This window comes from Chitinophaga agri (assembly GCF_010093065.1).
Classification (GTDB): domain Bacteria; phylum Bacteroidota; class Bacteroidia; order Chitinophagales; family Chitinophagaceae; genus Chitinophaga; species Chitinophaga agri.
Map to the genome: position 1 here is coordinate 4,484,210 of NZ_CP048113.1, position 25,311 is coordinate 4,509,520.

Below are 25,311 nucleotides of genomic sequence, written 5' to 3' on the forward strand. Positions count from 1 at the left end.
GGCTCACTCTTCTGTTGTCTGCCGTTCATACTTCCACCACATCAGGATGCCGTAAAATATGTGCATAAAACCGAAACCGATAGCCCAAAAGTAAAGCCCTCTGCGCAAAAAGAAAACATTTAATATCCCCAATGTTATTTCAGAGATGCCAAGATACCGGATATCAGTCAGTGTATACTTACTGGCATTGAGTAAGGCCATGCCATAAAATATAAGACAGGAAGGTGCTATAAGCACATCCAGGTTATTGTACATCAATCCGACGATAAACGCGCCACCAGCTATCATAGGGATTAACGCATTGACCATTACCTTCCGGGAGGTCACATCAAAAACGGGGAGATTACTCCTTTTCGCCTTCCTCCAGGTAAAATAAAGACCCCCAAAGAACGCCATACACATCACAGCAAGACCCAACAGGATCAGGTTCAAGCGAAGCTGGACAAAGTCAGCATCGTCATAATGCCCCCTGATCTCCCAACGCTGATAATAAGCATGGAATAACGCTAATGCGCCTGCAGCACCTGCCAGTGCAGATACTCCTGCAAATACGCCACTCAGTCCGCTAAGGGACATGAAGCGACTGCTACGTTCCATTATGCGTTTAATATCACTGAGTGTTTCCAGGTGTTGCTGCTCTGTCGTCATACTTAAAGTACTTTGTAGATCAAAGTTACATATTTTAGGGAGATGTCAAAATATATTTTTCTGTTATGGGTCAGAATGGGAAAGAAAAATGAAAAGCCGGCAGAAAACTACCGGCTTATGTCCCCTGCAGTTAACTTCAATGAGGTGGAAAAAGGCGCAGACAACCTTTCAAAGACCACTCGCTTGACCGTCGCTTGGCCGTCGCTAGTTCGTCGCTAGTTCGTCGCTAGTTCGTCGCTTGTAGCTCCAACTGATAAAAGAGACCGATAGGGGGGCATTCAGGACAAAAGGAGGAATACCTTGCTGCTGGATCAGGACTCCATATCCTTTATTAGCCGCTGACTGTCAGCATCCAGTTTCTGATTGATCTTCTCGAGATTGGAGACAATATCATCAATCCTGAATACCCATCTGGCAATGAACACGGAGATGAAAAACGCAATGCCTGTAACTATGAGCGCGTAGTACACATATTCTGATTCCATATTATATATGATTTGAGGTTAAAGAACGGAAGTACTGATCATCCTCACTGTCCTGTACAATGAGACAGACATACATATTGCCGGAGTCATTTTTTCGTACGTGGTGCATGATGATATACAGGTGGATGACTGTCACGAAGTTAGACCGTTAAAGCCGGTATAATGTCGGGCCATATCGGAAACAGGAAAAATCCCCTCCCGTATCTATACCATTTCCTGACGTAAAAAAAGGGTTATCAGTCTGCACTGATAACCCTTGATATATTTTGACAGGATGCCCGTAATGGCTATCTGACAAACCGGTCTATGCCTCTTTTATTATTTCATCGAGCGCCTCCAGAATAATGCTACACGCTTTGCTGATCTCCTCTTCACTGATGATCAGGGGGGGAGCAATACGCAGGCATTCCGGTGCAAACAGGAACCAGTCAGTCAGTAGTCCCTTCTCAATGCAACGGTCTATCACCTTCTTATTCATGGCAAAACTCTCAAATTCCACTGCCATCATTAATCCGAGGGAGCGTACCGCCTTAATAGCCGGGTGTTGCAGATATTGATGGAACAGTTGCCCTTTTGCATTTACACCCGATACCAGGTCCTCTTCCAGCAGCACTTTAAATCCGGCCATACCTGCGGCGCAGATCACCGGATGGCCTCCAAAAGTGGTCATGTGACCCAATACAGGGTTATTGGTCAATACCCACATGATTTCCCTGTCGGCAATGAAAGCTCCCATCGGCATACCGCCTCCCAGTGCTTTACCCAGTAACAGGATGTCAGGAACGACATCTGCCTGCTCAAATGCCCAGAGCGTACCGTTCCTTCCCAGTCCGCACTGTATTTCATCCAGTACCATCAGCGTTCCGGTGGCTGTACACTTCTCCCGGATCGCCTGTAGCCATTCCTTTTGTGGTGGGCGTACACCTGCTTCTGCCTGCACGGTTTCCAGGATGATACAGGCAGTACGATCGGTAATATGATCAATGGCTTCCCAGTTGTTGTACTGAAGATGCTGTATATCGGGCAGTAGTGGCCTGTATGCATTTCTCCAGGTCTCATCGCCCATGATGCTCATCGCTCCCTGGGTAGAACCGTGGTAACTTTTTTCGAAGGCTAAGATCTGCGTTCTGCCAGTATAGCGTTTCGCCAGTTTCATGGCGCCTTCCACTGCTTCAGCTCCTGAATTAGTGAAGTATACGCTATTAAGGGAGGCTGGCAGATGCTGCGTCAGAAGTGTAGCAAATCCTACCTGTGGTGTCTGGATCAGTTCTCCATATACCAGGAGGTGCATATATTGCTCCGCCTGTTCCTTAATGGCATTCACGACGGCGGGGTGGGAGTGGCCTACATTACACACGCTGATACCAGCTATCAGGTCCATGATCTTTTTACCATCCGCATCCCACATATACATGCCGGCGGCTTTATTTATCTCAAGGGCCATCGGGGCATCAGAAAGCTGTGCCACATGACGTAAAAATAGTTGTCTGTTATTCATGCTGATGCAAAAGTACGCTATACGATTTTATTTACTTTTGCGTTAAAATTTACTATATGCCTGTCATCTTACCGGTCAAAGGAGTACTGCCTGTAATGGGAAATGATTGTTTTATCGCACCTAACGCAACGATCGTAGGCGATGTTATCATGGGTGATCAATGCAGCGTTTGGTTCAATGCAGTGATCCGCGGAGATGTGAACAGCATCAGGATGGGCAATAAAGTAAATGTGCAGGATGGCGCCGTGATCCATTGTACCTATGAAAAAACAAAAGCGATTATTGGCAACAATGTCTCCATCGGACATAACGCCCTCGTGCATGGCTGCACCGTTGAAGATAATGTCTTAATAGGCATGGGATCTATTGTGATGGATAATGCGCACATTGGCAGTAATTCCATCATCGCGGCCGGCGCAGTAGTACTGGAAGGAACTAAAGTGGAACCCGGTTCTATCTACGCAGGCGTACCGGCCAAAAAGGTGAAAGATATCAGCCAGTCCCTGATCAGTGGTGAAATAGATCGTATCGCCAACAACTATCTCATGTACTCCGGCTGGTTCAAAGAGGACGCCGGCAGCAAGTGACATATTTTAATTATCTTGCATTTATTAATCACCTTACCCTATGAAAAAGCTATTATTCCTGATGGCCGTATGTGGCCTTTTCGCTCTCGGCTGCAAAACCGAGCGCACTGGTTGCCCTAGTAATAACTGGTATTCTACCAAGAATGGAAAACAGAACAGGTCTTCCTCTAAACAGATGAACGGAAGAGTATTCTAATCAATTTATGATCCTATGAGAAGAATTGTACTCCTTGTACTGGTGATATCCCTCACCAGCCTATCCGCCTGCCATACCAGGAAGAAGACAGGTTGCCCGACTCCCCGTAAAAACTGGGGTGCAGAAAAACTGCTGGACGAAATGAGCGCTCCGAAGAAAAAGAAACGTCGTTGACAGCAGCAACTATCTATTCGGATAATAGAAATATATAATTTGACACAGGCAGGCATTCGAAATGAATGCCTTACGGGGAAAGGATTATGCCAATTCCGGACTATTCATGCTCAATATTGCTCCTCCTGAATGGTTTCCAGGATACTTGCATAGCTGACATAACGCTCTACATCAATTTCTCCCTCGTTTACTGCCTCTTTTACAGCGCAGCCGGGTTCATTGATATGCAGACAGTTATTGAACTGACATTCAGTAATATAGGGTTGCATTTCCAGGAAATAGTGCGATAATTCCGGCTTGGGTATATCTACGATGCCAAACTCGCGTACTCCCGGAGTATCTATCAGTCTGCCTCCCTCCGGCAGGTCATACATTTCAGCGTAGGTAGTGGTGTGTAACCCCTTGCCACTCCATCCGCTCACTGCCGTGGTACGCAGGTCAAGACCTGGCAGCAACTGGTTGATCAGTGAAGACTTTCCGACACCGGAATGCCCCGACATCAGCGTCGTCTTATCCTTCATTGCTGCTTTCAGCTCATCCAGACCATCCGTAGTCTCCGCCGAAACCAGCAAAACCTTATACCCTATATTTTCATATAGATCCCGCAGCTCGTCAAACTTCTCCAGGTCCTTCTCGTTATAAATGTCCCATTTGTTAAATACCAGGATCACCGGAATATGATACGCAGCGGCTGTTACCAGGAACCTGTCCATGAAGCCATTGGAGGTACGCGGCTCTTTAACGGTACAGATCAGCATCGCCTGATCCATATTTGCAGCTACAATATGCTTCTGGGTCTTCTTATGGGGGGAACTGCGAACGATGTAATTCCTTCTTGCAGTGATCTCAGTGATCATGGCGTTATTGGCGGTAACATCTCCATCTTCACGTACGATCTCTACCACGTCTCCTACCGCAATAGGATTCGTAGAAGTGATCTTCCCATCCAGCTTCAATATCCCTTTCATACGGGCCTGAAATATTTCGCCTTCCTCCGTCTTAGCTGTATACCAGCTGCCAGTTGATCTATAAATAGTTGCCTGCAATGCGCGTTCGGTTTTAAAGGATAAAGGTAGGACGTTTTTTAATTAGGAATCAGAATTGGGGATCAGGAATTGAGCTTTACAGTTGTTAGGGACATTTTCCGGTGTTCTGCCTGTATAAACATGCGCTTAAAACAGCACAGGGTGCCTCTGCTGAAGCACCCTGTTCAATTATAATAAAATCAGATTCCAGGCTAAACACCGCACACGATCTCCGTTGCATCTGAATGCCTGATTTCTCATGCCTCATTCTTACTATGGCAAACTTCTGAACACCGTATATCTCAGCACTACTTCCAGCAATATACAAGCCAGTGCCAGTATGGCCAGTGGGAAGAAGTGTTCTGCAAATCGTTTATAAGAAGTGATCTCTACCTTTGTTTTCTCCAGCTGATCGATCTCTCCGTAGATATTTTCCAGGTCTTTGTTATTAGTAGCCCGGAAGTATTTTCCACCTGTTTCAGCCGAGATCTTTTTCATCAGTGGTTCATCCAGCTGTACATCCTGCATCTGCATCTGAATAGTACCGTCCGGCATTGTCATCGGGAATGGCGCTTTACCGACAGTACCCACGCCAATCGTATATACGCGGATCTTGAAGGCCTTGCCGATTTCCAGTGCGGTGAGCGGATCTATCAGACCGGTATTGTTCACACCGTCTGTCAGGAGAATGATCACTTTACTTTTCGCCTTACTGGTACGGAGACGATCTACAGACGTTGCAAGGCCCATACCGATGGCGGTACCATCCTGCAGCATACCACTCTTTACCTGTGCGATCTGATTTTTCAGTACGGCATGGTCAGTAGTGATAGGGCATTGTGTGAAGCTTTCACCTGAGAATATCACCAGGCCGATACGGTCGCTGATACGGGCATCCACAAAGTTCATAGCTACTTTCTTCGCAGCCTCCAGCCTGTCCGGCTGTAAGTCCTGCGCCAGCATACTACCGGAGATGTCAATAGCCAGCACGATGTCAATACCTTCACTGTCGATACTTTCAGAAGTGTTACTTGTCTGCGGTCTTGCCAATGCGACCACCAGGGCACTGAAAGCGACTAAACGCAATACCAGTAACAAAGGCCGCATCTTCACTTTCCAGGAGACAGGCAATCCTTTCAATCCCTGCAGGGAAGACATTTCCATGGCCACCTGCCGCTTTTGCTGCCGGGCAATATACCAGTATATCATTACCGGTACCAGCGCCAGCAGTCCGAAGAACGCAGGATGAGCAAACTCAATATTTTTCCAGATCGAAAAATCCATTTACTGATAATAATTTCTCTTTGAAGGAGCGACCTACTTAGCAGGCTGCTTGATTTCTTCTTTCCCGTTTTCTGCGTTAGCAGTCTTGATCACCGCAGCTTTCGTCCACTCAATGATCTCCTGTGCATGCTGCAGCGCAGTTTCATGTTCTTCCGGCGCAGGTGTCATTTTTGCAAATTTCGCCAGGTCCGCCAGACTTAACACGCCACGCAGCTTCTCACGCTGCTGGTTCAGAATAGTAACAGGCTTGATATGCTGTAACAGCTCTTCTGTTGTTTGTTCAAGCGCAGGGATATTAAACTGCTTCTCAAAATAGTTACGCAGAATATCTGTAAGACGGGTATAATATTGTTTTACATCTCCCTGCTGCCATACCTTCTCTGCCCTGAGCTGCTGCAATTGTTGCAGGGCCAGCTCGTAGTGAGGGACTGCCGGGACAACAGGTACCGGTACTTCTTTTTTAGGACGACTGCGGAAGTAGACGATCAGGCCGATGGCAATTAATGTCACGGTGATACCTATAGCGAAATACAACCAGTAGTCCCAGAAATTCCAGGCCACCTGGCGCAGTCCTTTAATTGGCTTAAATGCCTGCGTGGTATCAACCTTTACGGTATTGACATCAATATACAGCGGTGCTGTAAATGCGGAATCAGTGATGTTACCACCACTTACCACATCAAAACGTAAAGCAGGAATATCCCATCTACCGGAGTCGAAGCTGGTCAGCACAATCGTTTGTCCCAGGAACTTTGTAGTACCCTGTGTAGTGGTGTCCAGCGGAGAGCGCCGCACTACTTCAAAATGACCGAATGAATCCGGTATCTGAGGGAATACAATGTTCATGCCCTGTGGGGGCATGGTAACCGAAAGGCGCAGCTGGACCTGTTCTCCGAGACGTATACTTTCGGTATCTACGGTAGCCTTTATTTCACCCTGTTGCTGTGCGAAGGATGCAAAAGGCGCCAGGAAAAATCCAAGCAGGAAAAATAAAATAAGACGTTTAACTATAATCAGTTTAGCCATGTTAATACTTGCTCAGCTTTAGACTATCACCTGTTTACGAAAAAGCTCTGTAAGGCTTTTACATAATCTTCATCGGTACGGATACTAATAAGACCTGCGCCGCTTTTCTTAAAGGAATTACTGCAATACTGTACATGCTGATTAAACTGTTGTGTATAATACTGCTGTACCTGTTTATCGGAAGAATCGACCCACTGACGTTCTCCTGTTTCCAGGTCGTTCATCTGGATCAATCCTACAGAAGGCAGTTCCTTATCGCGCTGGTCATACACATGTATGCCCACCATATCGTGACGTTTGGAGGCAATGTTCAGTGCATCCTGGTAACTACCCGTCAGGAAGTCACTCATCAGGAAAACGATACTTCTTTTCTTGGCAGCATTGTTAAAGAAACGCAGGGTCTCTTTAATGTTGGTACCTTTACGTTTCGGTTCGAAAGAGATCAGTTCACGGATGATGAACAGGATATGCGATTTTCCTTTTTTAGGCGGAATATATTTCTCAACACCATCACTAAAAAAGATCACCCCTACCTTATCGTTATTGTTGATAGCTGAGAAGGCCAGTACAGCACATAGTTCGGTGATCATATTCCGCTTGTTCTGTCTGGACGTACCGAAGATGGAGCTTTCGCTCACATCCACCATCAACATTACCGTGAGTTCACGTTCTTCTTCAAATACCTTCACAAACGGGTGATTGAAACGCGCAGTCACATTCCAGTCGATAGACCGGATATCATCTCCGAACTGGTATTCCCTTACTTCACTGAAAGACATACCACGGCCTTTGAAAGCACTGTGATACTCACCTGAGAAGATGTGGTTGGAGAGGCCTCTGGTCTTTATTTCCAGCCTCCTTACCCTTTTTAATAATTCTGCAGTATCCACCGGTAATGATTAAAATGAATAATGATGACTACTCCCGATTATGCAGTGACGATTAAGGTACTTCCACAGCATTCAGGATCTCGCTGAGGATGTTCTCGCTGGTTACGTTCTCTGCTTCTGCTTCATAGGTAAGCCCCACACGGTGACGCATTACATCAAAGCAGATGCTGCGTACGTCTTCAGGAATTACATACCCTCTGCGTTTTGTAAATGCATAGGCTTTTGCCGCGAGTGCCAGACTGATACTAGCCCTTGGAGAACCACCATAAGCGATCAAAGGCTTCAGTTTCTGCAGTTTATAGTCTTCCGGATTACGCGTAGCAAAAACGATATCGATGATATAGCGTTCAATTTTCTCATCCATATACACCTCGCGCACCAGTTTACGGGCTTCGATGATATCAGATGTCTGTACGACAGGATTGATCTTCACGGCTGCCTGTGGGTTCAGGTTCTGACGGATGATATGACGTTCTTCTTCTTTAGTAGGGTAACCGATGGTTACTTTCAGCATGAAACGGTCTACCTGTGCCTCTGGCAGCATGTAGGTACCTTCCTGCTCTATCGGGTTCTGGGTGGCCAGTACCAGGAATGGCTCATCCAGCTTAAAAGTATTATCACCAATGGTGATCTGTCTTTCCTGCATTGCTTCCAGCAGCGCACTCTGCACCTTTGCCGGGGCGCGGTTGATCTCATCCGCCAGAATGAAGTTGGCGAAGATGGGACCACGACGTACTACAAACTCGTTCTTCTGCTGATTAAATAACATGGTACCAATCACGTCTGCCGGCAGGAGGTCCGGCGTAAACTGAATACGGCTGAATTTTGCGTTGATGGCGGACGACAGTGATTTGATGGACAAGGTCTTTGCCAGACCCGGTACACCTTCCAGCAATACGTGACCACCTGCCAGTAAGCCGATAAGTAACCTTTCTACCATGTAACGCTGACCAACGATCGCCTTACCAAGTTCCAGGTTCAGCAGGTCCACAAATGCGCTGGCCTGATGGATCTTTTCGTTCAATTGACGGATATCATACGATGTATTCTCCATGCTTATATATTATTTACAAGTTTGCTAAAGTAAACATTCCCCGGGTAATACCCCGCGCCACGCGCAGGAGCCGCCCGTTAAAATGCTGTTAATAATACCATTATAAATGACATTTTACGCATTACGTCCATTGATTATCAGGATACTCAGGTTTTTCCAGGTGTGCCTATATCAGAAAATGGTCATTCATAAGTTACACTAACTCATGCGACCAAATTAATAAAGCCTGACCATATTTATATCATCTTTTTTTATCACGTACATTTGCAGCCATAACTTCTCCATACGGAGCTCATAATTAAATATTTAGAAGATGCAGGAAGAATTTGCGCAGCAATGGATACGGGTGGAGGAAATGCTGACAGAACGTTTCGGTAAGAAACCCAATATGGAAGCGATCCTTTTTTTAATAGGTATCCAGGAGCTGAATCATATAAAAAAGAAATTTACCAAAGAGCAAAAGCAGGACCTCATGCATGTGGCCACCTGTACACTGCTCAGCCAGAGCGGCTATTATGAAGTACAGGGCCGCGACAAGGACGGCTGGCCTCATTTTAAGGAAGTACAACCGGTTCCTAAAATGAGTATGCCCGAACAGGAACGGTTCTTAAAGGAGCATATCATTGCTTATTTTGATGATCTTGAGGGACGCTAAAAGTGTCCCTCCCTCTCACACCCACCAACCCATCATACAAGATTTCCCTCCTGACCACGCCCTGGCTGCATACAGCGGGAATACCGGAAAAACAGAAAATGGCAGAACATAATGACAAGGCCATACGTTTTTATGCAAAACAAGGCGTCGGAAAAATCCGGAAAACAATACTTTCTCAGCAGCAGCCTACAAGACGCCGCTGTCTGATGAAAACAAACTCATAAAATACCCGCATGAAAAAAACGCTACTGCTGCTAGTATTGTTACTATCTTTTGGCGCCGCTGCCGCTAAGAACAGGAAAGTAAAGATCATTACGCCTTACGGCACCATGATCATCAAACTGTACGATCAGACGCCTAAACACCGGGATAATTTCATCAAACTGGTGAAGGCACATTTTTATGACAGCACACTTTTTCACCGGGTTATCAACACATTTATGATACAGGGCGGCGATCCTGATTCCAAACATGCACAACCTGGCGCCGTGCTTGGCAACGGAGACACCAACTATACCATTCCGGCAGAATTTCAGCTGGACCTTTTTCATGCAAAAGGCGCACTGGCAGCAGCACGCGATGACAATCCCACTAAAGCCAGTTCCGGTTGCCAGTTCTACATTGTGCAGGGGAAAAAGTGGACAGACGAGCAATTAGATCAACTTGAAAAGACACGCCTTGGCGGTCGTAAAATACCTGTCGATCAAAGGGAATACTATAAGCAATATGGTGGAACACCACAGCTGGACCAGAGCTACACCGTCTTCGGACAGGTAGTCAAAGGACTTGATGTGATCGATAAGATCGCCACTCAGCAAAAGGATGCCCATGATCGTCCGCTTACTGACGTGCCCATGAAGATCCGGATCATACATAAGTTCCTTTTCTTCTAGGATATTATTCAATCGGAATTTCATTAATTTTACCGCTTAAAATCAAACTCGCCATGAATTTTCCATCTAACCTGCGTTACACCAAAGACCACGAATGGGTATTACTGGAAGGTAATACAGCTACTATCGGTATTACTGAATTCGCACAACGTGAATTAGGTGACATCGTATTTGTAGACATTCCGACCGTAGGCAAATCTCTTGAAGCTGAAGAAGTATTCGGTACAGTAGAAGCTGTGAAAACTGTTTCTGACCTGTTCCTGCCAGTAGCGGGTACAATCAATGAATTGAATGAAGAACTGGATGGTTCTCCTGAACTGGTAAACTCAGATCCATACGGTGATGGCTGGATGGTTAAAATGACCGTTAACAATCCTAAAGATGTAGAAGCACTGCTGGATGCTGCTGCTTATGCATCACTGGTGGGCGAATAATTCCGATTACTCTCCACACGATATTTTAATAAAAGGTTAAAAAGGGTATGCCCTTTTAAAGTTTAAGGTTATAAGGTTGGTAACAACTTTATAACCTTATAACTTTACGGCCTAAACCTGATGACAGTGCCAGCAATGAGAATTATTCGATACTACCTTCCCGCAACGATCTGGATACTATTGGTACTTTATTTATGTACAATACCTGGCGAGAAAGTACCCTCTAATCCATTCTTCGAGAAGATCCATATGGATAAGATCGTACACATGGGGTTATTTGGCGGAACAGTATTTTTTCTTTGTCTCGGCGTATATCTTCAGAAAAGAATGATCTCCCGGTTCACCCTGACCGTTATCGCTATCGCTGCTGCCTTCTACGGACTGGCGATTGAATACATCCAGAAATATTTCGCTGTTCACCGCAGCTTCGACATGAACGATGTCGCTGCTGATACCGTAGGTGCCATTGCCGGTGTCATTGCTTTCAACCTTGTCAGAAAGTGGTGGCTTAAGTAAGCTCCTTTCCTGGCTCTGGTTGTACAATAATAAAATGTATCAGTGGATAAACCGCTATGATACTTTTTCTGATCCGCAAGATCGCTTCATTGATATCTTCCGTGTCCTGTTCATCTTTAAATGTGACCATCAGTAACAACATCACTTCTTCCGGTGACTGATAGGTAGAGAAAATATGCTGCACTTTTATAACTGCCGGATCACGCTCTACCAGCGTACGTATGTGCAGCTGTGTAGCCGGTGCAATACCTTCTCCCATCAGCAGGCTGCGGCTTTCCCTGGCCAGTAGCACCGACACGATCGTCAGTATAACGCCCACTATCAGAGAGGCGACTCCGTCCAGATATGGATTGTTGTAGTGATGCCCCAGATAGACCATCAGTGCTACTACCAGCAGCCCTATGACCGCTGCCCCATCCTCGAATAACACAATAAAACTTGCCGGATCTTTACTCCGGTGAATAGCTGTCCACCACGACAGTTCCCCACGCACCTTATCAAACTCCCTGACCGCGACTATCAGTGACGTACCTTCGAACACCAGTGAAAATGCCAATACGATATAATTCCAGGTAGGATCTTCCAGGGGTGGCGGATGTTTGATGTGGATGACGCCCTGGTAGAATGAGATACAGCCGCCCATACCAAAAATGAGTATGGAAACGATAAATGACCAGAAATAGATCTCTTTGCCGTATCCGAAAGGTCGTCTTTCATCAGGAGAACGCTTACTCCGCCTGATGCCAAGCAGCAATAACAACTGATTCGTGGTATCCACAACAGAATGCACCCCTTCAGATATCATGGCGGAACTGCTGGTTGCCGCACCTGATATAAATTTGATCACTGCTATCAGAAGATTAGCTGCCAGCGCAGTGAAAATGGTTTTATTATTAGCTGCCATATATAGGCTGTGACCGCAAAATCATGCCAATGGCCATCTAAAAAAAATGCCCCCGCTTTTGACGGAGGCACCTGTTATATGCTAATATCGATTCAACTATATATTACTGACCAGATTCTTTCTGTGCGTCAGATTTCATCTTCTCATTAGCGAAGATAGAGAATTCCACACGACGGTTCTTAGCTTTGTTTGCATCAGAATTGTTAGGCACTTTCGGTTGTGTGGCACCATACCAGAAAGTTTGTACGCGGTTGGCAGCAACACCCTGTGCTTTCAGGTAAGTAGCTACCGCATTTGCACGTTTTTCAGACAGCGTCATGTTATATTGGTATGTACCGGTAGTGTCAGTATGACCTTCTACACGTACATATGTATCCGGATATTTATTCAGGATAGTAGCCAGATCTTTAATATTCTGCTGTGCCTGTGCGGTCAGATCAGATTTATCAAATCCAAACAGTACACCTGAAGCAAAGGTTACATTGATACCTTCACCTACACGCTCAACTGTTGCATTAGGTACTTCATTTTTGATCTCCTGTGCCTGCTTGTCCATCTTTTTACCGATCAGCACACCAGCACCACCACCTACGGCAGCACCGATAATAGCACCCAAAGCAGTGTTACCAGCTGCTTTACCAATAATAGCACCGGTAGCAGCACCACCACCAACACCGATTACGGCGCCTTTCTTGGTGTTATCCATACCTTGCCAGGTTTTACAACCAAACAACAGGGAGGCGGACAGTAAAATAGCTACAATAGCATGTATCCTTTTCATCTTGATTAATTTAAACGTTCTTTTGAATTGCTAAGTTGTTAAGCGTATTACCCTAGACAAATATGCTGCCAGTTTTTTAAACAGGCAGCATACCAGTATACTAGATATTACGAGCGGCGCAAATGTAATACTAATAATTATTATGAAATAACATATATATACACATTGCTGCCGGCTTATTAACTACCCATCTTCATCTTCTCTGCGTTCTCCGCAAACTGTAATGCCTGCACCATCTCCTGAATGTCTCCGTTCATAAATGCATCCAGATTGTACATTGTCATGCCGATACGGTGATCGGTTACACGGCCCTGCGGATAGTTGTAAGTTCTGATCTTCGCTGAACGGTCGCCGGTAGATACAAGGCTCTTACGCTGGGAAGCAATTGCCTCCTCATGCTTACGCACGGCCGCTTCGTAAATACGGCTACGTAACATTTTCATCGCAATGTCCCTGTTGGAGTGCTGGCTACGACCTTCCTGACACTCTACCACCACACCGGTCGGAATATGCGTCAGACGAACTGCGGACTCGGTCTTGTTTACGTGCTGACCACCCGCACCGGAGGAACGGAATGTGTCCATTTTAATATCTGCCTCTCTCACATCTACGTCCACCTCTTCCGCTTCCGGCAGGATCGCCACCGTAGCAGCAGAAGTATGTACACGGCCCTGCGTCTCTGTAGCTGGTACACGCTGTACACGGTGCACCCCTGACTCAAACTTCAGGGTACCATATACATCGTCACCGGTCACTTCTACCACCACCTCTTTATAACCACCCGCAGCGCCCGGGGTCTCACTCATAATAGCTGTACTCCAGCCCTTTGTCTCGCAATAGCGCAGGTACATACGCAGCAGGTCGCCGGCGAAGAGGCTGGCCTCATCACCACCGGTACCACCACGGATCTCCAGCATCGCATTTTTCTCATCCTGTGGATCTTTAGGGATCAACAGGTTACGGATATCCTCCTCCTGCTGGTTTTTCAACAGTTGCAGCGCTTCTGTTTCCTCCTTGGCCAGTTCTCTCATTTCCTCATCTCCACTATCCAGGACTTCTTTATTAAAGGCGATATTGTCCAGTGTCTTCATATAGGCATCATGCGCCTTTACGATCTTTTCCAGCTGACGATACTCTTTACTCAGCTTGCTGAACTGCTTATTGTCACTAACTACCTCAGGATTTGTCAGTGCCAGCGATACCTGCTCAAAGCGGCCTTTTATCGCATCAAGTTTATCTATCATAATTATCTTTGTTGGGAGAGGAAACGGATGGGCCGGATGGCTGTCATTTCCCCTGACTGGGCGCAAAATTAATATAATTACTACATGTCTGAACAGCTGAAATTTAAAGGAACGGCATTATTTAACGGGCGGCAGCTACTACCCGGCAGTATGGTACTGATATTATCTGATACAGGCATTGTACAGGATATTGTACATGAAAGTGAAGCAGGAGAGGGGGTCAGGGCGCTGAACGGCATTGTCAGCCCGGGTTTTGTCAATACGCACTGTCACCTGGAATTATCGCATATGGGTGGTATTATTCCCGAAGGGACCGGTTTACCGGCCTTCCTGACCAGTGTCATGGAGAAAAGAGGCCAGCAGGACACTACCGCACAGGAAGCTGCCATGCTGAAGGCTTCCACTAAAATGTGGGAGGGTGGAATATCCGCCATAGGCGATATCTGCAACGGCACGGCCTCTCTGGCCCTGAAAAAAGACAGCCCGGTGTACTATCACTCTTTTGTGGAAAGTCTGGGGTTCGCTCCTGGCTTTGCCCAGCAACGGTATGACTACAGCATGAACGTATTGGCGCAATTCAGAGCGATCAATGGGCCCGGGCACTCCTGTTCGATTGTTCCCCATGCCCCGTATTCTGTCAGTGACGCCCTGTTCTCCCTGCTGGCAGCTACCCCCGGTAATACACCTGTGAGCATCCACAACCAGGAATGTGAGTCAGAAAACGAGCTCTATCAGGATAAAACAGGGGCATTCCTTGACTTCTACCAGCATTTTAACATGGATGCTGCTGCATTCCAGGCGACAGGGACCAACAGTTTACCAGCGTGGCTGCCATGGTTCAAACACCTTCCGGTCATCCTGGTACATAACACCTATACTACCGAAAAAGATATTGCGTTCACCAGGGAGCAGGCCCCTAATGCTTATTGGTGTCTTTGTCCGCAGGCCAACCTTTACATAGAAAAACGCCTGCCCGACATCCCCCTGTTACGTAGCCAGCGATGCACCATTACCCTCGGCACGGACAGTCTGGCGTCCAATCACCAGTTATCTATCTGGCAGGAAATTCAGACCATCCGTAAGCACTATTCAAACATTGCATTAGAGGAAATATTACAGTGGGCAACGCTTAACGGCGCAATGGCATTGGGAATTGCGGGAAAATATGGCAGCTTTGAAAAAGGAAAACAGCCAGGCGTCATATTAATAGATGAACTGGAAAGCCGCAGGATTCTATAATTTCGCGCCATAAGAATGCAAACTGCAAACGTACACTATGAATAGTCTCTTAGACCAGGTTATACTTGGCAACCCTATCCAGAATTATTTTATACTGGCAATTATATTGCTGTTCGTCTCTATGATCAAGCGCTACCTCTCCAGAGGACTGGCGACCTTGCTATACAGAGAGGTAAGACGCTGGGCCCCTGAGATCGGGGAACATGAATTTTCTCATCTGCTGCTGGTACCACTGGAATACTTCTTCCTGCTGATCACCTTCATGCTGACGGTAGACCACCTGAACTTCCCGCCTGAGCTGGATGTACAGGTGTACAACGGCTTCACCGTGAAGTCGGTACTGCATACGATCATGGAACTGGCACTAACGGTATCCATTATATGGATCGTACTCCGTGTGATTGACTTCGTATCACTGATGATCAGCAAAAGCGCAGATCGTTCTCATGATGTTACAGATAATCAGTTCATCGTCTTTTTCCGCGATTTCTTTAAAGCCATTGTCTTCATCTTTGGCGCCATTGCCTTCATACGCATCTTGTTTGGTGCAGTCCTGGTGAACAAGATCATTGCGGGTCTCGGTATCGGTGCGGCGGCCCTCGCACTCGCTGCCAAAGAGAGCATTGAGAACCTGATCTGTTCATTCATTATCTTCTTTGACAAGCCTTTCCGTGTAGGTGATGCCGTAAAGGTCGATGCCTTTCAGGGTACGGTAGAGAAAATCGGCCTGCGTAGCACACGTGTACGCACACTGGAAAAAACTTTTGTGACCGTACCTAATAAAAAGATGGTAGACAGTGTACTCGATAATCTTTCGCTGCGTACCCACCAACGTGCGGTGATGCGCCTGGAAATATCGGGAGATACACCAGCAGACAGCATTATGAAAGTACTGGAAGATATCAGGCAGGTACTGATATCCAACGAGAAAGTGCAGGAAGGCTTTGTTTTGAACCTGAACGAATTTACCAAAGACACCTACGTGATCCAGCTGATCTACCTGACACAGGTCATTGAAGGGGTACAATATAACAGCCTTCGTAATCAGATCAACCTGGCTATTATTGGGATACTTGACAGGAGAGGTGTCAAGTTATCCAGCACGAAGGTGGAAATACACGAGAAATAATATTACCACATAAAAAAGTCCCCGGCAAACAGTTTGCCGGGGACTTTTTTTATCTCAGAGACCTGATCAGTCTTTATCTTTTCTGTTGGCTTTCAGGAGGATCTTCGCCATGTCACTTTCCAGTGATTCGGTGACATCACCGCTGATACGCCCGATCTCTTTTCCTTCACGGAACAGGATGAAAGTAGGCAGCTGCTTTACTTTATAATCCTGTGGTGAGCCACTGTTCATTTTCTCATCGACACCGTATGTCACCACCTGTTCATCAGGGCTACCGCCCACGATCATGATCTTATATAATTTAGGTAACAGTGCCTGGCTACTCTGGTCCCAGGTACCTGCTACCGCCACAATGTTCAGTTTCTCGCGATTGGCCTTGATGTAGTTCACCATGTTATCATTAGGCTGATAACCATTTACACCGGTATAGAACCAGGCAAATGCTGAATCATTCATCAGGGTCTGCATGTCTATCTTTCCTTTCAATACTTTTTTACCGTTGGATGCTCTGCTTGCTGTGGTTTGTGCAAATGTCAGCGTTGACAGTAACAGACTGCCAACCAGTAATAATGATTTCAATCGCATAATCTATTTTTATAATTGTTCCTTCAGTTCTGTGAGAAAACCCCTAACCTTTAGCAAAGCTTGTACCATTTCGAAACTGCGGGCCGCCAGTTTACGGTCTTCTTTCAATTTTTGTTTAGCGCCTTCAATGGTGTACTTCCGCTCTCTTAGCAGATGATAGATAAGTTTCAGGTGCTGAATATCTTCCTGGCGGAATAGTCTGTCGCCTTTACGGTTCTTTTTAGGCTGCAAAATATCAAACTCATTTTCCCAGTAGCGGATCAGGGAGGTGTTCACACGGAACATCGTAGCGACTTCGCTGATTGAGTAGTATTGCTTATCCAGTGGAATAGCGTCCAGCGCTTTGATAAGGTCCGGGTCATCGGCTACCTCTTTCAGAGATTTCCTGCCACGTTTCTTCTGTGGTGGTTGTATAGCCGTTACGGAGGCCCCTTTACCGACAAACGGCACAGGCGGTAAATTGTCTGACGGCATCTGTACCTGTATCTTCACGGGTATTTCCACTGCCGGCTCCGGCCTGGGTGGAGGCGGAGGCGCCTTTACAACAGTGATTGGTGGCTGAACGGTTTCAGGCACCTGTAGCTGTCGCTTTGGGTCCGGTGAAGAAAAAAGATCCAGTTGTTGCATCATAGCACCAAATTACAAAATTCTCCCCTATTGAAAATTCAGTATTAATAAGTTAGTCAAATGACTGGTTGCCGGAACGGGCAATCTTCAGCATACGGTCAAACTCTTCCGGAGAAAGGTCATTAAAGAAGAAGTATACCGGGTCAACTTTTTCGCCATTTTTAACCACCTCATAGTGACAGTGCGGACCGGTGGATTTACCGGTACTTCCTACCCAACCTAACACATCGCCACGTTTTACTGCCTCACCGGTCTTTACCTTCATACGCAGCATATGCCCGTACAGGGTCTTGTAACCGTAGCCATGACTAATGGTAACGTGGTTACCATAACCCACATCACTCTGGCTGGCATCTTCCACTACACCATCACCCGTCGCATAGATCGGCGTTCCCGCAGGAGCGGCGAAGTCCAGTCCGGAGTGATACTTTACTGTTTTGTAAATAGGATCGATACGGTAACCAAAACCGGAAGCGATACGTTTCAGGTCTTTGTTGGCTACCGGCTGAATTGCCGGGATAGAGGCCAGCATTTTCTGTTTATTCTTTACCAGGTCATCAATCTTTTCATAAGATTTTCCCTGAATGGAAATACGATGGAGCAGTTCCTGCAGCAAAGCGCCGGTGCTGGCGATGATCTCGCTGCTGGAGAAAGACTGTAACTGGGTCAGCTCTTCTTCCCTTTCCTGGCTGCCGGCACGGGTACTGTCCGGAATAGGGGAGGCTTCAAAAATTACACGATAGATCTCATTGTCACGGTTTTCCAGTTCTGCCAGTTTCGATTTCACCTCTTTCATCCGGTCATCCATGGCTTCATACTTTTCGTTCATCACTTCCAGCTCACGACGTAACCGTTTCTCCTTTGGAGAGTCCAGGACACGATAGGATACGGACAGAAAAATAAATCCTGTTACGATAGCGGCAGATACAAATCCAAGAATACGCAGCAGTTTCACCCGCAGGGAAACGACGAGCTTCTCATATTTGAGTGTTTGTGTATTATAAAAGTATTTTACCTTCTTCATGTACCGGGCTTAAGCATTTAAGCAGAACCTACATTCCCAATGGAAGTCCTTTGTTACTTTTAACAGGGTTATACAGATATGGATGAGAGGGTATATAGACTTTTTCAATATTTTTGCACTCCTTCCGTAATTACGGCAGGGTGTGCAAACCTAAGGGAATTAGACTAAAAGGGCAATCTTTTGAATGTCAATTTTCTAAATACCGCTAGTTGGCGTAAAATACAAATTAACGCCATTTAGGTGACACAAAATTATAATACATACCAATTATTTCAAATACTTATGACCGCTCCCGAGATTCGTCAGCAATTCCTGGACTTTTTTGTGTCCAAAGGCCACCACATCGTGCCTTCTGCTCCTATCGTAGTAAAAAACGACCCTACCCTGCTGTTCACTAACGCAGGTATGAACCAGTTTAAAGACTACTTCCTGGGCAATAGGGCGCCGGCCTGGAAAAGAGTGGCGGATACCCAGAAATGTCTGCGCGTGAGTGGTAAACACAATGACCTGGAGGAAGTAGGTATCGACACCTACCACCATACCATGTTCGAAATGCTGGGTAACTGGAGCTTCGGCGATTACTTCAAAAAAGAAGCGATCGACTGGAGCTGGGAACTACTTACTCAAGTATACAAACTCCCTAAAGACCGCCTGTATGTCACTATTTTTGAAGGCGATGCAAGTGAAAACCTGGAAAAAGACCAGGAAGCTTTCGACTTCTGGAAACAACATGTTCCGGAAGACCGTATCCTGATGGGTAACAAAAAGGATAACTTCTGGGAAATGGGTGATACCGGTCCCTGTGGCCCCTGCTCCGAAATTCACGTAGACTGCCGTCCTGATAGCGAAAGAGCACTGGTAGATGGTAAGACACTTGTGAATGCCGATAACCCTCAGGTGATCGAGATCTGGAACAACGTATTCATGCAGTTCAACCGCCTGAAAGACCGTACGCTGGAATCGCTCCCTGCTAAACATGTGGATACCGGTATGGGCTTCGAACGCCTGGTAAGGGTAATTCAGGGTCACAGCTCCAACTACGATACGGACGTTTTCTCCGGCACCATTGAGGCTACCGAGAAACTCACCGGCATGAAATATGGCCGTACAGACAGCAAACAGGACGTCGCTTTCCGCGTAATCGCAGACCACATCCGCGCTATCTGCTTTGCTATCGCCGATGGTCAGCTGCCTTCCAACACAGGCGCTGGTTATGTGATCCGTCGCATCCTGCGTCGTGCGGTGAGATACTACTATTCCTTCCTGAACCAGAAAAAACCATTGCTCCAGGAGCTGGTACCGGTACTGGCACAGCAATTTGCGACCGTATTCCCGGAACTGATCCAGCAGGTTGATTTTGTACAGAAAGTAGTATTCGAAGAAGAAAACAACTTCCTCCGTACCCTGGAAAGCGGTATCCGCAGGATCGAAGATGTCATGGATGCTGCTAAAGACAAATCCGTAGACGGCAGAACCGCCTTTGAATTATATGATACTTATGGTTTCCCATACGACCTGACCAGCCTGATCGCTTCTGAGAAAGGCTTCACTACAGACGAAGCAGGTTTCAAAGTAGCCATGCAGGAACAGAAAGACCGTTCCCGTGCAGCAACTGAACTGGATATGGGCGACTGGACCGTGCTGAATGACACTGCTGAATCTGTATTCGTAGGCTACGAACTGACAGAAGCAGAGACATCCGTGACCAAATACCGTAAGATCAAGGCAAAAGGTAAAGAACAATATCAGCTGGTATTAGCCCAGACGCCTTTCTATGCAGAAAGCGGTGGACAGGTAGGTGATACCGGTACCCTGACCTTCGGTACAGAAACCGTCAACGTGACCGATACCAAGAAGGAAAACAACCTGATCATTCACTTTGTAGACAAACTACCGGCTAATATTTCGACTACTGCTAAAGCAGTGATCAATAAGAACAACAGGCTCAGTACCACCATGAACCACTCTGCCACTCACCTCCTGCATGCTGCCCTGCGTCAGGTACTGGGTACACACGTGGCACAGAAAGGTTCGCTGGTGAATCCTGAAGCCCTGCGTTTTGACTTTTCTCACTTCGCAAAAGTGACCGATGAAGAACTGGCGCAGATCGAAGATATCGTAAACGAAAAGATCCGCGCTAACATACCAGTCGTGATCAAAGAACTGCCTAAAGAAGAAGCACTGAAACTGGGTGCAATGGCATTGTTCGGCGAGAAGTACGGTGATGTGGTACGTGTTGTTGTCATGGACCCTGCTTACTCCGTAGAGCTTTGTGGTGGTACGCACATCGGTGCTACCGGCGAACTGGGTATTTTTAAATTCACATCTGAAAGTGCTGTAGCTGCAGGTGTACGCCGTATTGAAGCGGTAACTGGCGGCAATGCACTGGCATTTGTTAATGCACAACTGCAACAGCTGAAAGAGGTAAAAGCAGCTTTAAAGCATCCAAAGGAAATAGTGGTGGCGGTAGAAGGACTGATCAGTGAAAAAGCTTCCCTGGAGAAACGCCTGGAAGTACTGGAACTGGAAAAAGTACGTCAGCTGTCTGCTGGTCTGCAAAGCGAAGTTGAGAACGTGAATGGTATCAACTTCCTGGGCAAGATCGTTGATGTGAATAATGCGGAAGCACTGAAGCAACTGTGTTTCACGTTGAAAACACAGGTAGAGAATCATGTGTTCGTGCTGGCTGCTAATATTGGTGGTAAAGCAAACGTGGCACTGATGATCTCTGAGAACCTGGTAGCTGAGAAAGGGCTGGAAGCACCGAAGATCATTAAAGAGAAGATCGCACCTATTATCAAGGGTGGTGGCGGAGGACAGAAGTCTTTTGCTACTGCCGGCGGACAGGAAGCTGGTCAGCTGGATCAGGTGATCACGCAGGTGAAAGCAATGCTATAGTTATATTTTAACGAATAAGAACGGGCTGTCCGCTACAGAGTGGACAGCCCGTTTTTTATTCGCTGATTTCTTTGCGTTTGTTTTCTTTATGGTTATTTTTTCTTCTTCCTTTTTCCCAAACGACACATATACGTTCCTTACTTTCACGGATATACTATGCGATATCTTTATCCTCCCATGTCGTAAAAGCGACAATCGTTCTTGTACATTGAACACAAAAACGTCCCCGCTCAGCAGGCGGCATGTCATCCCAGGATTGCGAACAGGGTGACGGTATTTCAATCTTAAAAACGGGTTTCTTTTGCATGCTCAGGAATAGGGATTTTTTCAGCGGTAATGTTAAAGTGAGATCTGATACCCGGGTTCGCCTATTTTAACTTTTCCTTTATTTCAAGCCCCCCTAAATTTGTCACTGTTAATATGATATTTACTATAAAAAAGGAACAGATTATGAATAAGCTATTCCAAACCCTTACACTGGCGGGTATTACCTGCTTTGCTTTCAGCTCCGCCACTATCGCCCAGGACAAAAGCAGTGATAAACTGGGAGAGTATGACGAGATTATCATCAAGCGGAACAGTAATAAGGACGGAAAGGTGACCATTGAGATCAAGGATGGAAATGTGTTAGTGGATGGAGAAAAAATGGAGGCTTATAAAGACGGTGATATCTCTGTGTACAGACGTCGCATCCGTCCTGTTGATGGGAATACCTTCAATTTTGCTATGCCACGTGGTGGAAGTGGCATACAGTTTTTCAATGATGACGACGAGGACAATGACAATGGTGCGATGAGAATTGTGCCTGGCAGAGCGGTATTAGGGGTGATCACGGAAAAGAAGGAAGCAGCCGGTGTGACGGTGAGAGAAGTGGCAAAGGGATCGCCTGCTGAAAAAGCCGGCATCCAGATAGGGGACGTCATCACAAAAGTGGATGCAGATAATATTGCTGAGCCCAAGGAATTGTTTGAGAAGATAGGCGCACATGATCCGGGTGATAAGGTAACGATTACTTACCTGCGTGGTAAAAGGGAAAATACTGCTGTTATTGCCCTGGATGAGAGAAAATTAGGAGAGGGCACGCTGGAGCTATTCCCCCGCGGAAGAGATTTCCGGCGCGGACCAAGAGGCAACTTCAATTTTGGTGAGGAGTCTCCCCGCTTTAAACCTGATTTTTTCGGTACGCCGGAAAGTAATGATGTGAAACTAGGACTTTCCGTACAGGATACGGAAGATGGTAAGGGTGCGCTGGTACTGAGTGTAGCACGGGGATCTGCAGCAGAGAAAGCTGGTTTCAAAGCCATGGACATCATCACGGATATCGCTGGTAGCGAAGTAAATTCTACCCGTGATGTAGCCAATGCCTACCGTAGTAACAAAGAGAAAGGTGCATTCTCTGTTAAAGTGAAAAGAGTGGGCCAGGAGAAGACACTGGAGGTAAAAGTGCCTAAGAAACTGAACAAGGTAGATCTCTAGGGATCGGCTGATTTATAAAAAGGAAAGGGAGCTTCAGTCATGAAGGCTCCCTTTCCTTTTATGTAAAAGTGATGTTGCTGATACTATTTTATACGCTCATAGTCGCTTGTATAGCGCTTGTTCGTCGCTATGCCGTCGCTTGTTCTACCCTTGTTCGAAGCGTGTTCCGCTCCTTTAAAAACACAATAAAATCATTATCAATCAATTAGGCTTCTCAATGGCATGATATTATGACACAATACCATGTGAATATAATATCATCTTAATATTCTTCTGATCAACCCCAGTTTACCCTTAAAAGGCGGATATTTCATTGCAATATCGATCCAGGTACCCGTCTTCATAATACTCTTTGGATGCGTGAATGTATCAAAGCTGTATTTACCATGATACTGTCCCATACCACTATTGCCCACACCGCCGAAAGGCATTTCCGGATTTGTAAAATGGCCCAGCGTGTTATTAACACAACCACCGCCAAAATGCACCTGTTCCATGACCTGCTTTTCTGTCGCCTTGCGGCTGGTGAACAGGTATAACGACAGGGGATAAGGCTGTTGCCTGACCAGTCGTACGGCCTCTTCAAGTGTACTATAGGTAACAACCGGCAGTATCGGACCAAAGATCTCTTCCTGCATCACCGGACTATTCCATGAAACTTGATCCAGCAGGGTAGGCGCAATAAAGAGCTGTGCTTCATCTGCTGTTCCGCCATGAAGAACTTTTCCTTGTGTCAGATAGGTTTGCAAAGCCTGAAAACGTTTTGCGTTGATGATGCGTGCATAGTCGGGGCTCGTGGCAGGCTGCTCTCCGAAGAACCGGACAATCGCCTTTTTCATCGCCGCCACCAGCTCATCTTTAACCCTGGTGTGCACCAGTATGTAATCAGGCGCTATACAGGTTTGTCCGGCGTTCCAGAATTTCCCCCATACAATCCTTTTTGCTGCCACCTGGATATTAGCCGTTTCATCAACAATACAGGGCGATTTTCCGCCCAGTTCCAATGTGACTGATGTGAGATGTGGCGTGGCCATCTCCATGATCCTGCGGCCGACGGCGGGGCCGCCGGTAAAGAACACATGATCGAACCGGTGTTGCATCATCTCCGGAATGACAGTACTGCCTTCGCCTTCCAGCGTGGTAATGTAAGCGGGGTCAAACGTTTCTCTGATAAGGGTGGCAATCACTGCAGATGTATGCGGAGCCAGCTCCGAAGGTTTCACAACAGCGCAGTTCCCTCCGGCAATAGCACCGGCCAGCGGGGCCATTACCAGCTGAAATGGATAGTTCCAGGGCGCTATGATAAAGACTAACCCCAGTGGTGCCCGGTAGATCCTGCTCTTACTCGGGTACATCACGAAAGGGCTGGCGACCTTTTCAGGCCGCATCCAGTCTTTGAGGTGACTGAGTAAGTGCCTGATTTCAACGTATAAGGTTCCTATTTCGCTGCTATATGCTTCTACCGGATGTTTATGCAGATCGGCATGTAAAGCGTCCAGAATGTCCTTTTCCCGCCGCTTGATGGCGGTTTTCAGTAACCGGAGCTGCTGCTTCCGGAATTTGTAGGACAGGGTCTTCCCTGACGTAAAAAACTGCTGCTGTATATGATAGATGTCCTGGGTGTTCATACACCCTGAAAGGTAACGAAAATGACTAATGTAGCCTATCAGTAGTGGATGTCGGGCATATAGCAGGTAGGGCAGATGAACCATTGTGAAATCACTTCACGCCGGTTGTTTTTTAACATAAAAAACGGCTTGTGACGCGATATCGACCCCGTGTGACGCCAATAAACGGCTCGTGTACTTTGGTCGGGATTACGTCAAAATTCCTTGTAATATTTGTGATGGATCATAGTCAAAGGCGACAATAGGAGAGAGGTGCCCCCCGTTCCGCCCGGCGCATGCACCTATGGCTGACAGGCACAGGGCCGGTGTTGTAAGCCTGAGGTGAGAAAACAGCTGATCAGTACAGAATATAGGTTAAATGGACAGCATGTAGGTTTAATGGAAGTGTATTCGGTTCAATAGCAAAGGTCC

At 46.5% G+C, this 25,311-nt stretch carries 26 protein-coding genes; 11 read left to right on the forward strand and 15 right to left on the reverse strand.

The annotated features are described in order from the left end of the window. Positions 1–3: 3 nt before the first annotated feature. The 3 genes from GWR21_RS17785 to GWR21_RS17795 all read right to left on the reverse strand — a co-directional run bounded on the left by GWR21_RS17785 (position 4) and on the right by GWR21_RS17795 (position 2,631). A complete protein-coding gene (locus tag GWR21_RS17785) occupies positions 4–648 on the reverse strand; it encodes a hypothetical protein (RefSeq protein ID WP_202928958.1) in 645 nt (214 codons plus the stop codon). 311 nt (positions 649–959) lie between these two features. Continuing rightward, positions 960–1,133, reverse strand: a complete 174-nt coding sequence (locus GWR21_RS17790; RefSeq protein ID WP_162333050.1) for a hypothetical protein — start codon at positions 1,131–1,133, stop codon at positions 960–962. 304 nt (positions 1,134–1,437) lie between these two features. Continuing rightward, positions 1,438–2,631 (reverse strand): aspartate aminotransferase family protein, encoded by a 1,194-nt coding sequence (locus tag GWR21_RS17795; protein ID WP_162333051.1) that lies wholly within the window; start codon positions 2,629–2,631, stop codon positions 1,438–1,440. Positions 2,632–2,687: 56 nt separating this feature from the next. Between GWR21_RS17795 and GWR21_RS17800 the strand changes: the two genes are divergently transcribed. From GWR21_RS17800 to GWR21_RS17810, 3 genes are read left to right on the forward strand one after another with little or no spacing between them, the layout of a single operon-like run. Then, positions 2,688–3,218 (forward strand): gamma carbonic anhydrase family protein, encoded by a 531-nt coding sequence (locus tag GWR21_RS17800; RefSeq protein WP_162333052.1) that lies wholly within the window; start codon positions 2,688–2,690, stop codon positions 3,216–3,218. Positions 3,219–3,258: 40 nt separating this feature from the next. Next, positions 3,259–3,414, forward strand: a complete 156-nt coding sequence (locus GWR21_RS17805) for a hypothetical protein (RefSeq protein WP_162333053.1) — start codon at positions 3,259–3,261, stop codon at positions 3,412–3,414. A gap of 15 nt (positions 3,415–3,429) precedes the next feature. Further along, entirely contained in the window at positions 3,430–3,588 is a 159-nt protein-coding gene (locus tag GWR21_RS17810) for a hypothetical protein (RefSeq protein WP_162333054.1), read from the forward strand. A 110-nt stretch (positions 3,589–3,698) separates the two neighbouring features. On the opposite strand, the gene rsgA is transcribed toward GWR21_RS17810, so the two are convergent. The 5 genes from rsgA to GWR21_RS17835 form a co-directional block, all read right to left on the reverse strand. After that, positions 3,699–4,634, reverse strand: coding sequence for a ribosome small subunit-dependent GTPase A (gene rsgA / locus GWR21_RS17815; protein WP_162333055.1), 936 nt, complete (start codon positions 4,632–4,634; stop codon positions 3,699–3,701). Positions 4,635–4,886: 252 nt separating this feature from the next. After that, complete coding sequence (locus GWR21_RS17820) at positions 4,887–5,897, reverse strand: vWA domain-containing protein (protein WP_162333056.1); 1,011 nt, start codon at positions 5,895–5,897, stop codon at positions 4,887–4,889. A gap of 33 nt (positions 5,898–5,930) precedes the next feature. Continuing rightward, positions 5,931–6,923, reverse strand: coding sequence for a protein BatD (locus GWR21_RS17825; protein ID WP_162333057.1), 993 nt, complete (start codon positions 6,921–6,923; stop codon positions 5,931–5,933). A 26-nt stretch (positions 6,924–6,949) separates the two neighbouring features. Then, positions 6,950–7,813 (reverse strand): DUF58 domain-containing protein, encoded by an 864-nt coding sequence (locus tag GWR21_RS17830; protein WP_162333058.1) that lies wholly within the window; start codon positions 7,811–7,813, stop codon positions 6,950–6,952. 52 nt (positions 7,814–7,865) lie between these two features. Then, entirely contained in the window at positions 7,866–8,867 is a 1,002-nt protein-coding gene (locus tag GWR21_RS17835) for an AAA family ATPase (protein ID WP_162333059.1), read from the reverse strand. 313 nt (positions 8,868–9,180) lie between these two features. Here GWR21_RS17835 and GWR21_RS17840 point away from each other — a divergent pair, with 313 nt between their 5' ends. From GWR21_RS17840 to GWR21_RS17855, 4 genes are all read left to right on the forward strand, one after another. Further along, on the forward strand, positions 9,181–9,522 hold the full coding sequence (locus GWR21_RS17840; protein ID WP_162333060.1) for a hypothetical protein: 342 nt from the start codon (positions 9,181–9,183) through the stop codon (positions 9,520–9,522). Between the two features lie 233 nt (positions 9,523–9,755). Further along, the gene (locus GWR21_RS17845) at positions 9,756–10,415 is read left to right on the forward strand and encodes a peptidylprolyl isomerase (protein ID WP_162333061.1); all 660 of its coding nucleotides are present in this window, start codon (positions 9,756–9,758) and stop codon (positions 10,413–10,415) included. 53 nt (positions 10,416–10,468) lie between these two features. Then, the gene (gene gcvH / locus GWR21_RS17850) at positions 10,469–10,849 is read left to right on the forward strand and encodes a glycine cleavage system protein GcvH (protein ID WP_162333062.1); all 381 of its coding nucleotides are present in this window, start codon (positions 10,469–10,471) and stop codon (positions 10,847–10,849) included. 135 nt (positions 10,850–10,984) lie between these two features. After that, the gene (locus GWR21_RS17855; protein WP_162333063.1) at positions 10,985–11,365 is read left to right on the forward strand and encodes a VanZ family protein; all 381 of its coding nucleotides are present in this window, start codon (positions 10,985–10,987) and stop codon (positions 11,363–11,365) included. On the opposite strand, the gene GWR21_RS17860 is transcribed toward GWR21_RS17855, so the two are convergent. From GWR21_RS17860 to prfA, 3 genes are all read right to left on the reverse strand, one after another. Continuing rightward, the gene (locus GWR21_RS17860; protein WP_162333064.1) at positions 11,358–12,269 is read right to left on the reverse strand and encodes a cation diffusion facilitator family transporter; all 912 of its coding nucleotides are present in this window, start codon (positions 12,267–12,269) and stop codon (positions 11,358–11,360) included. The genes GWR21_RS17855 and GWR21_RS17860 overlap by 8 nt on opposite strands. A 103-nt stretch (positions 12,270–12,372) precedes the next feature. Further along, entirely contained in the window at positions 12,373–13,050 is a 678-nt protein-coding gene (locus GWR21_RS17865; RefSeq protein WP_162333065.1) for an OmpA family protein, read from the reverse strand. Positions 13,051–13,229: 179 nt separating this feature from the next. Then, positions 13,230–14,294, reverse strand: a complete 1,065-nt coding sequence (gene prfA / locus GWR21_RS17870; protein ID WP_162333066.1) for a peptide chain release factor 1 — start codon at positions 14,292–14,294, stop codon at positions 13,230–13,232. 84 nt (positions 14,295–14,378) lie between these two features. Here prfA and GWR21_RS17875 point away from each other — a divergent pair, with 84 nt between their 5' ends. Both GWR21_RS17875 and GWR21_RS17880 read left to right on the forward strand, forming a co-directional pair. Next, the gene (locus tag GWR21_RS17875; protein ID WP_162333067.1) at positions 14,379–15,533 is read left to right on the forward strand and encodes an amidohydrolase family protein; all 1,155 of its coding nucleotides are present in this window, start codon (positions 14,379–14,381) and stop codon (positions 15,531–15,533) included. 37 nt (positions 15,534–15,570) lie between these two features. Continuing rightward, complete coding sequence (locus tag GWR21_RS17880) at positions 15,571–16,662, forward strand: mechanosensitive ion channel family protein (RefSeq protein ID WP_162333068.1); 1,092 nt, start codon at positions 15,571–15,573, stop codon at positions 16,660–16,662. Positions 16,663–16,728: 66 nt separating this feature from the next. On the opposite strand, the gene GWR21_RS17885 is transcribed toward GWR21_RS17880, so the two are convergent. Genes GWR21_RS17885 through GWR21_RS17895 form a run of 3 tightly spaced genes read right to left on the reverse strand, consistent with a single transcriptional unit; the run spans position 16,729 to position 18,898 of the window. Then, on the reverse strand, positions 16,729–17,247 hold the full coding sequence (locus tag GWR21_RS17885; RefSeq protein WP_162333069.1) for a thioredoxin family protein: 519 nt from the start codon (positions 17,245–17,247) through the stop codon (positions 16,729–16,731). A 9-nt stretch (positions 17,248–17,256) separates the two neighbouring features. Further along, a complete protein-coding gene (locus GWR21_RS17890; protein ID WP_238429853.1) occupies positions 17,257–17,877 on the reverse strand; it encodes a MerR family transcriptional regulator in 621 nt (206 codons plus the stop codon). A 49-nt stretch (positions 17,878–17,926) separates the two neighbouring features. Next, positions 17,927–18,898: a M23 family metallopeptidase gene (locus tag GWR21_RS17895; protein ID WP_162333070.1), complete on the reverse strand. Its 972-nt coding sequence runs from the start codon at positions 18,896–18,898 to the stop codon at positions 17,927–17,929. A gap of 282 nt (positions 18,899–19,180) precedes the next feature. Here GWR21_RS17895 and alaS point away from each other — a divergent pair, with 282 nt between their 5' ends. Then, positions 19,181–21,796 (forward strand): alanine--tRNA ligase, encoded by a 2,616-nt coding sequence (gene alaS, locus GWR21_RS17900; protein WP_162333071.1) that lies wholly within the window; start codon positions 19,181–19,183, stop codon positions 21,794–21,796. 450 nt (positions 21,797–22,246) lie between these two features. After that, positions 22,247–23,272 carry a PDZ domain-containing protein gene (locus tag GWR21_RS17905; protein ID WP_162333072.1) on the forward strand — a complete coding sequence of 342 codons (1,026 nt, stop codon included), beginning with the start codon at positions 22,247–22,249 and terminating at the stop codon, positions 23,270–23,272. A gap of 257 nt (positions 23,273–23,529) precedes the next feature. On the opposite strand, the gene GWR21_RS17910 is transcribed toward GWR21_RS17905, so the two are convergent. Then, complete coding sequence (locus GWR21_RS17910) at positions 23,530–24,900, reverse strand: aldehyde dehydrogenase (RefSeq protein WP_162333073.1); 1,371 nt, start codon at positions 24,898–24,900, stop codon at positions 23,530–23,532. Positions 24,901–25,311 lie beyond the last annotated feature (411 nt).

Excerpts from the sequence above, each read along its gene's own strand:
- GWR21_RS17860 (WP_162333064.1), bottom strand. The coding sequence starts at position 12,269 with ATGGCAGCTAATAATAAAACCATTTTCACTGCGCTGGCAGCTAATCTT.
- GWR21_RS17805 (WP_162333053.1), top strand. The coding sequence starts at position 3,259 with ATGAAAAAGCTATTATTCCTGATGGCCGTATGTGGCCTTTTCGCTCTC.
- GWR21_RS17845 (WP_162333061.1), top strand. The coding sequence starts at position 9,756 with ATGAAAAAAACGCTACTGCTGCTAGTATTGTTACTATCTTTTGGCGCC.
- GWR21_RS17800 (WP_162333052.1), top strand. The coding sequence starts at position 2,688 with ATGCCTGTCATCTTACCGGTCAAAGGAGTACTGCCTGTAATGGGAAAT.
- GWR21_RS17910 (WP_162333073.1), bottom strand. The coding sequence starts at position 24,900 with ATGAACACCCAGGACATCTATCATATACAGCAGCAGTTTTTTACGTCA.
- GWR21_RS17875 (WP_162333067.1), top strand. The coding sequence starts at position 14,379 with ATGTCTGAACAGCTGAAATTTAAAGGAACGGCATTATTTAACGGGCGG.
- GWR21_RS17785 (WP_202928958.1), bottom strand. The coding sequence starts at position 648 with ATGACGACAGAGCAGCAACACCTGGAAACACTCAGTGATATTAAACGC.
- GWR21_RS17890 (WP_238429853.1), bottom strand. The coding sequence starts at position 17,877 with ATGATGCAACAACTGGATCTTTTTTCTTCACCGGACCCAAAGCGACAG.
- GWR21_RS17825 (WP_162333057.1), bottom strand. The coding sequence starts at position 6,923 with ATGGCTAAACTGATTATAGTTAAACGTCTTATTTTATTTTTCCTGCTT.
- GWR21_RS17885 (WP_162333069.1), bottom strand. The coding sequence starts at position 17,247 with ATGCGATTGAAATCATTATTACTGGTTGGCAGTCTGTTACTGTCAACG.
- alaS (WP_162333071.1), top strand. The coding sequence starts at position 19,181 with ATGACCGCTCCCGAGATTCGTCAGCAATTCCTGGACTTTTTTGTGTCC.
- GWR21_RS17835 (WP_162333059.1), bottom strand. The coding sequence starts at position 8,867 with ATGGAGAATACATCGTATGATATCCGTCAATTGAACGAAAAGATCCAT.
- prfA (WP_162333066.1), bottom strand. The coding sequence starts at position 14,294 with ATGATAGATAAACTTGATGCGATAAAAGGCCGCTTTGAGCAGGTATCG.
- GWR21_RS17840 (WP_162333060.1), top strand. The coding sequence starts at position 9,181 with ATGCAGGAAGAATTTGCGCAGCAATGGATACGGGTGGAGGAAATGCTG.
- GWR21_RS17865 (WP_162333065.1), bottom strand. The coding sequence starts at position 13,050 with ATGAAAAGGATACATGCTATTGTAGCTATTTTACTGTCCGCCTCCCTG.
- GWR21_RS17905 (WP_162333072.1), top strand. The coding sequence starts at position 22,247 with ATGAATAAGCTATTCCAAACCCTTACACTGGCGGGTATTACCTGCTTT.
- gcvH (WP_162333062.1), top strand. The coding sequence starts at position 10,469 with ATGAATTTTCCATCTAACCTGCGTTACACCAAAGACCACGAATGGGTA.
- GWR21_RS17790 (WP_162333050.1), bottom strand. The coding sequence starts at position 1,133 with ATGGAATCAGAATATGTGTACTACGCGCTCATAGTTACAGGCATTGCG.
- GWR21_RS17820 (WP_162333056.1), bottom strand. The coding sequence starts at position 5,897 with ATGGATTTTTCGATCTGGAAAAATATTGAGTTTGCTCATCCTGCGTTC.
- GWR21_RS17795 (WP_162333051.1), bottom strand. The coding sequence starts at position 2,631 with ATGAATAACAGACAACTATTTTTACGTCATGTGGCACAGCTTTCTGAT.
- GWR21_RS17880 (WP_162333068.1), top strand. The coding sequence starts at position 15,571 with ATGAATAGTCTCTTAGACCAGGTTATACTTGGCAACCCTATCCAGAAT.
- GWR21_RS17855 (WP_162333063.1), top strand. The coding sequence starts at position 10,985 with ATGAGAATTATTCGATACTACCTTCCCGCAACGATCTGGATACTATTG.
- GWR21_RS17895 (WP_162333070.1), bottom strand. The coding sequence starts at position 18,898 with ATGAAGAAGGTAAAATACTTTTATAATACACAAACACTCAAATATGAG.
- GWR21_RS17810 (WP_162333054.1), top strand. The coding sequence starts at position 3,430 with ATGAGAAGAATTGTACTCCTTGTACTGGTGATATCCCTCACCAGCCTA.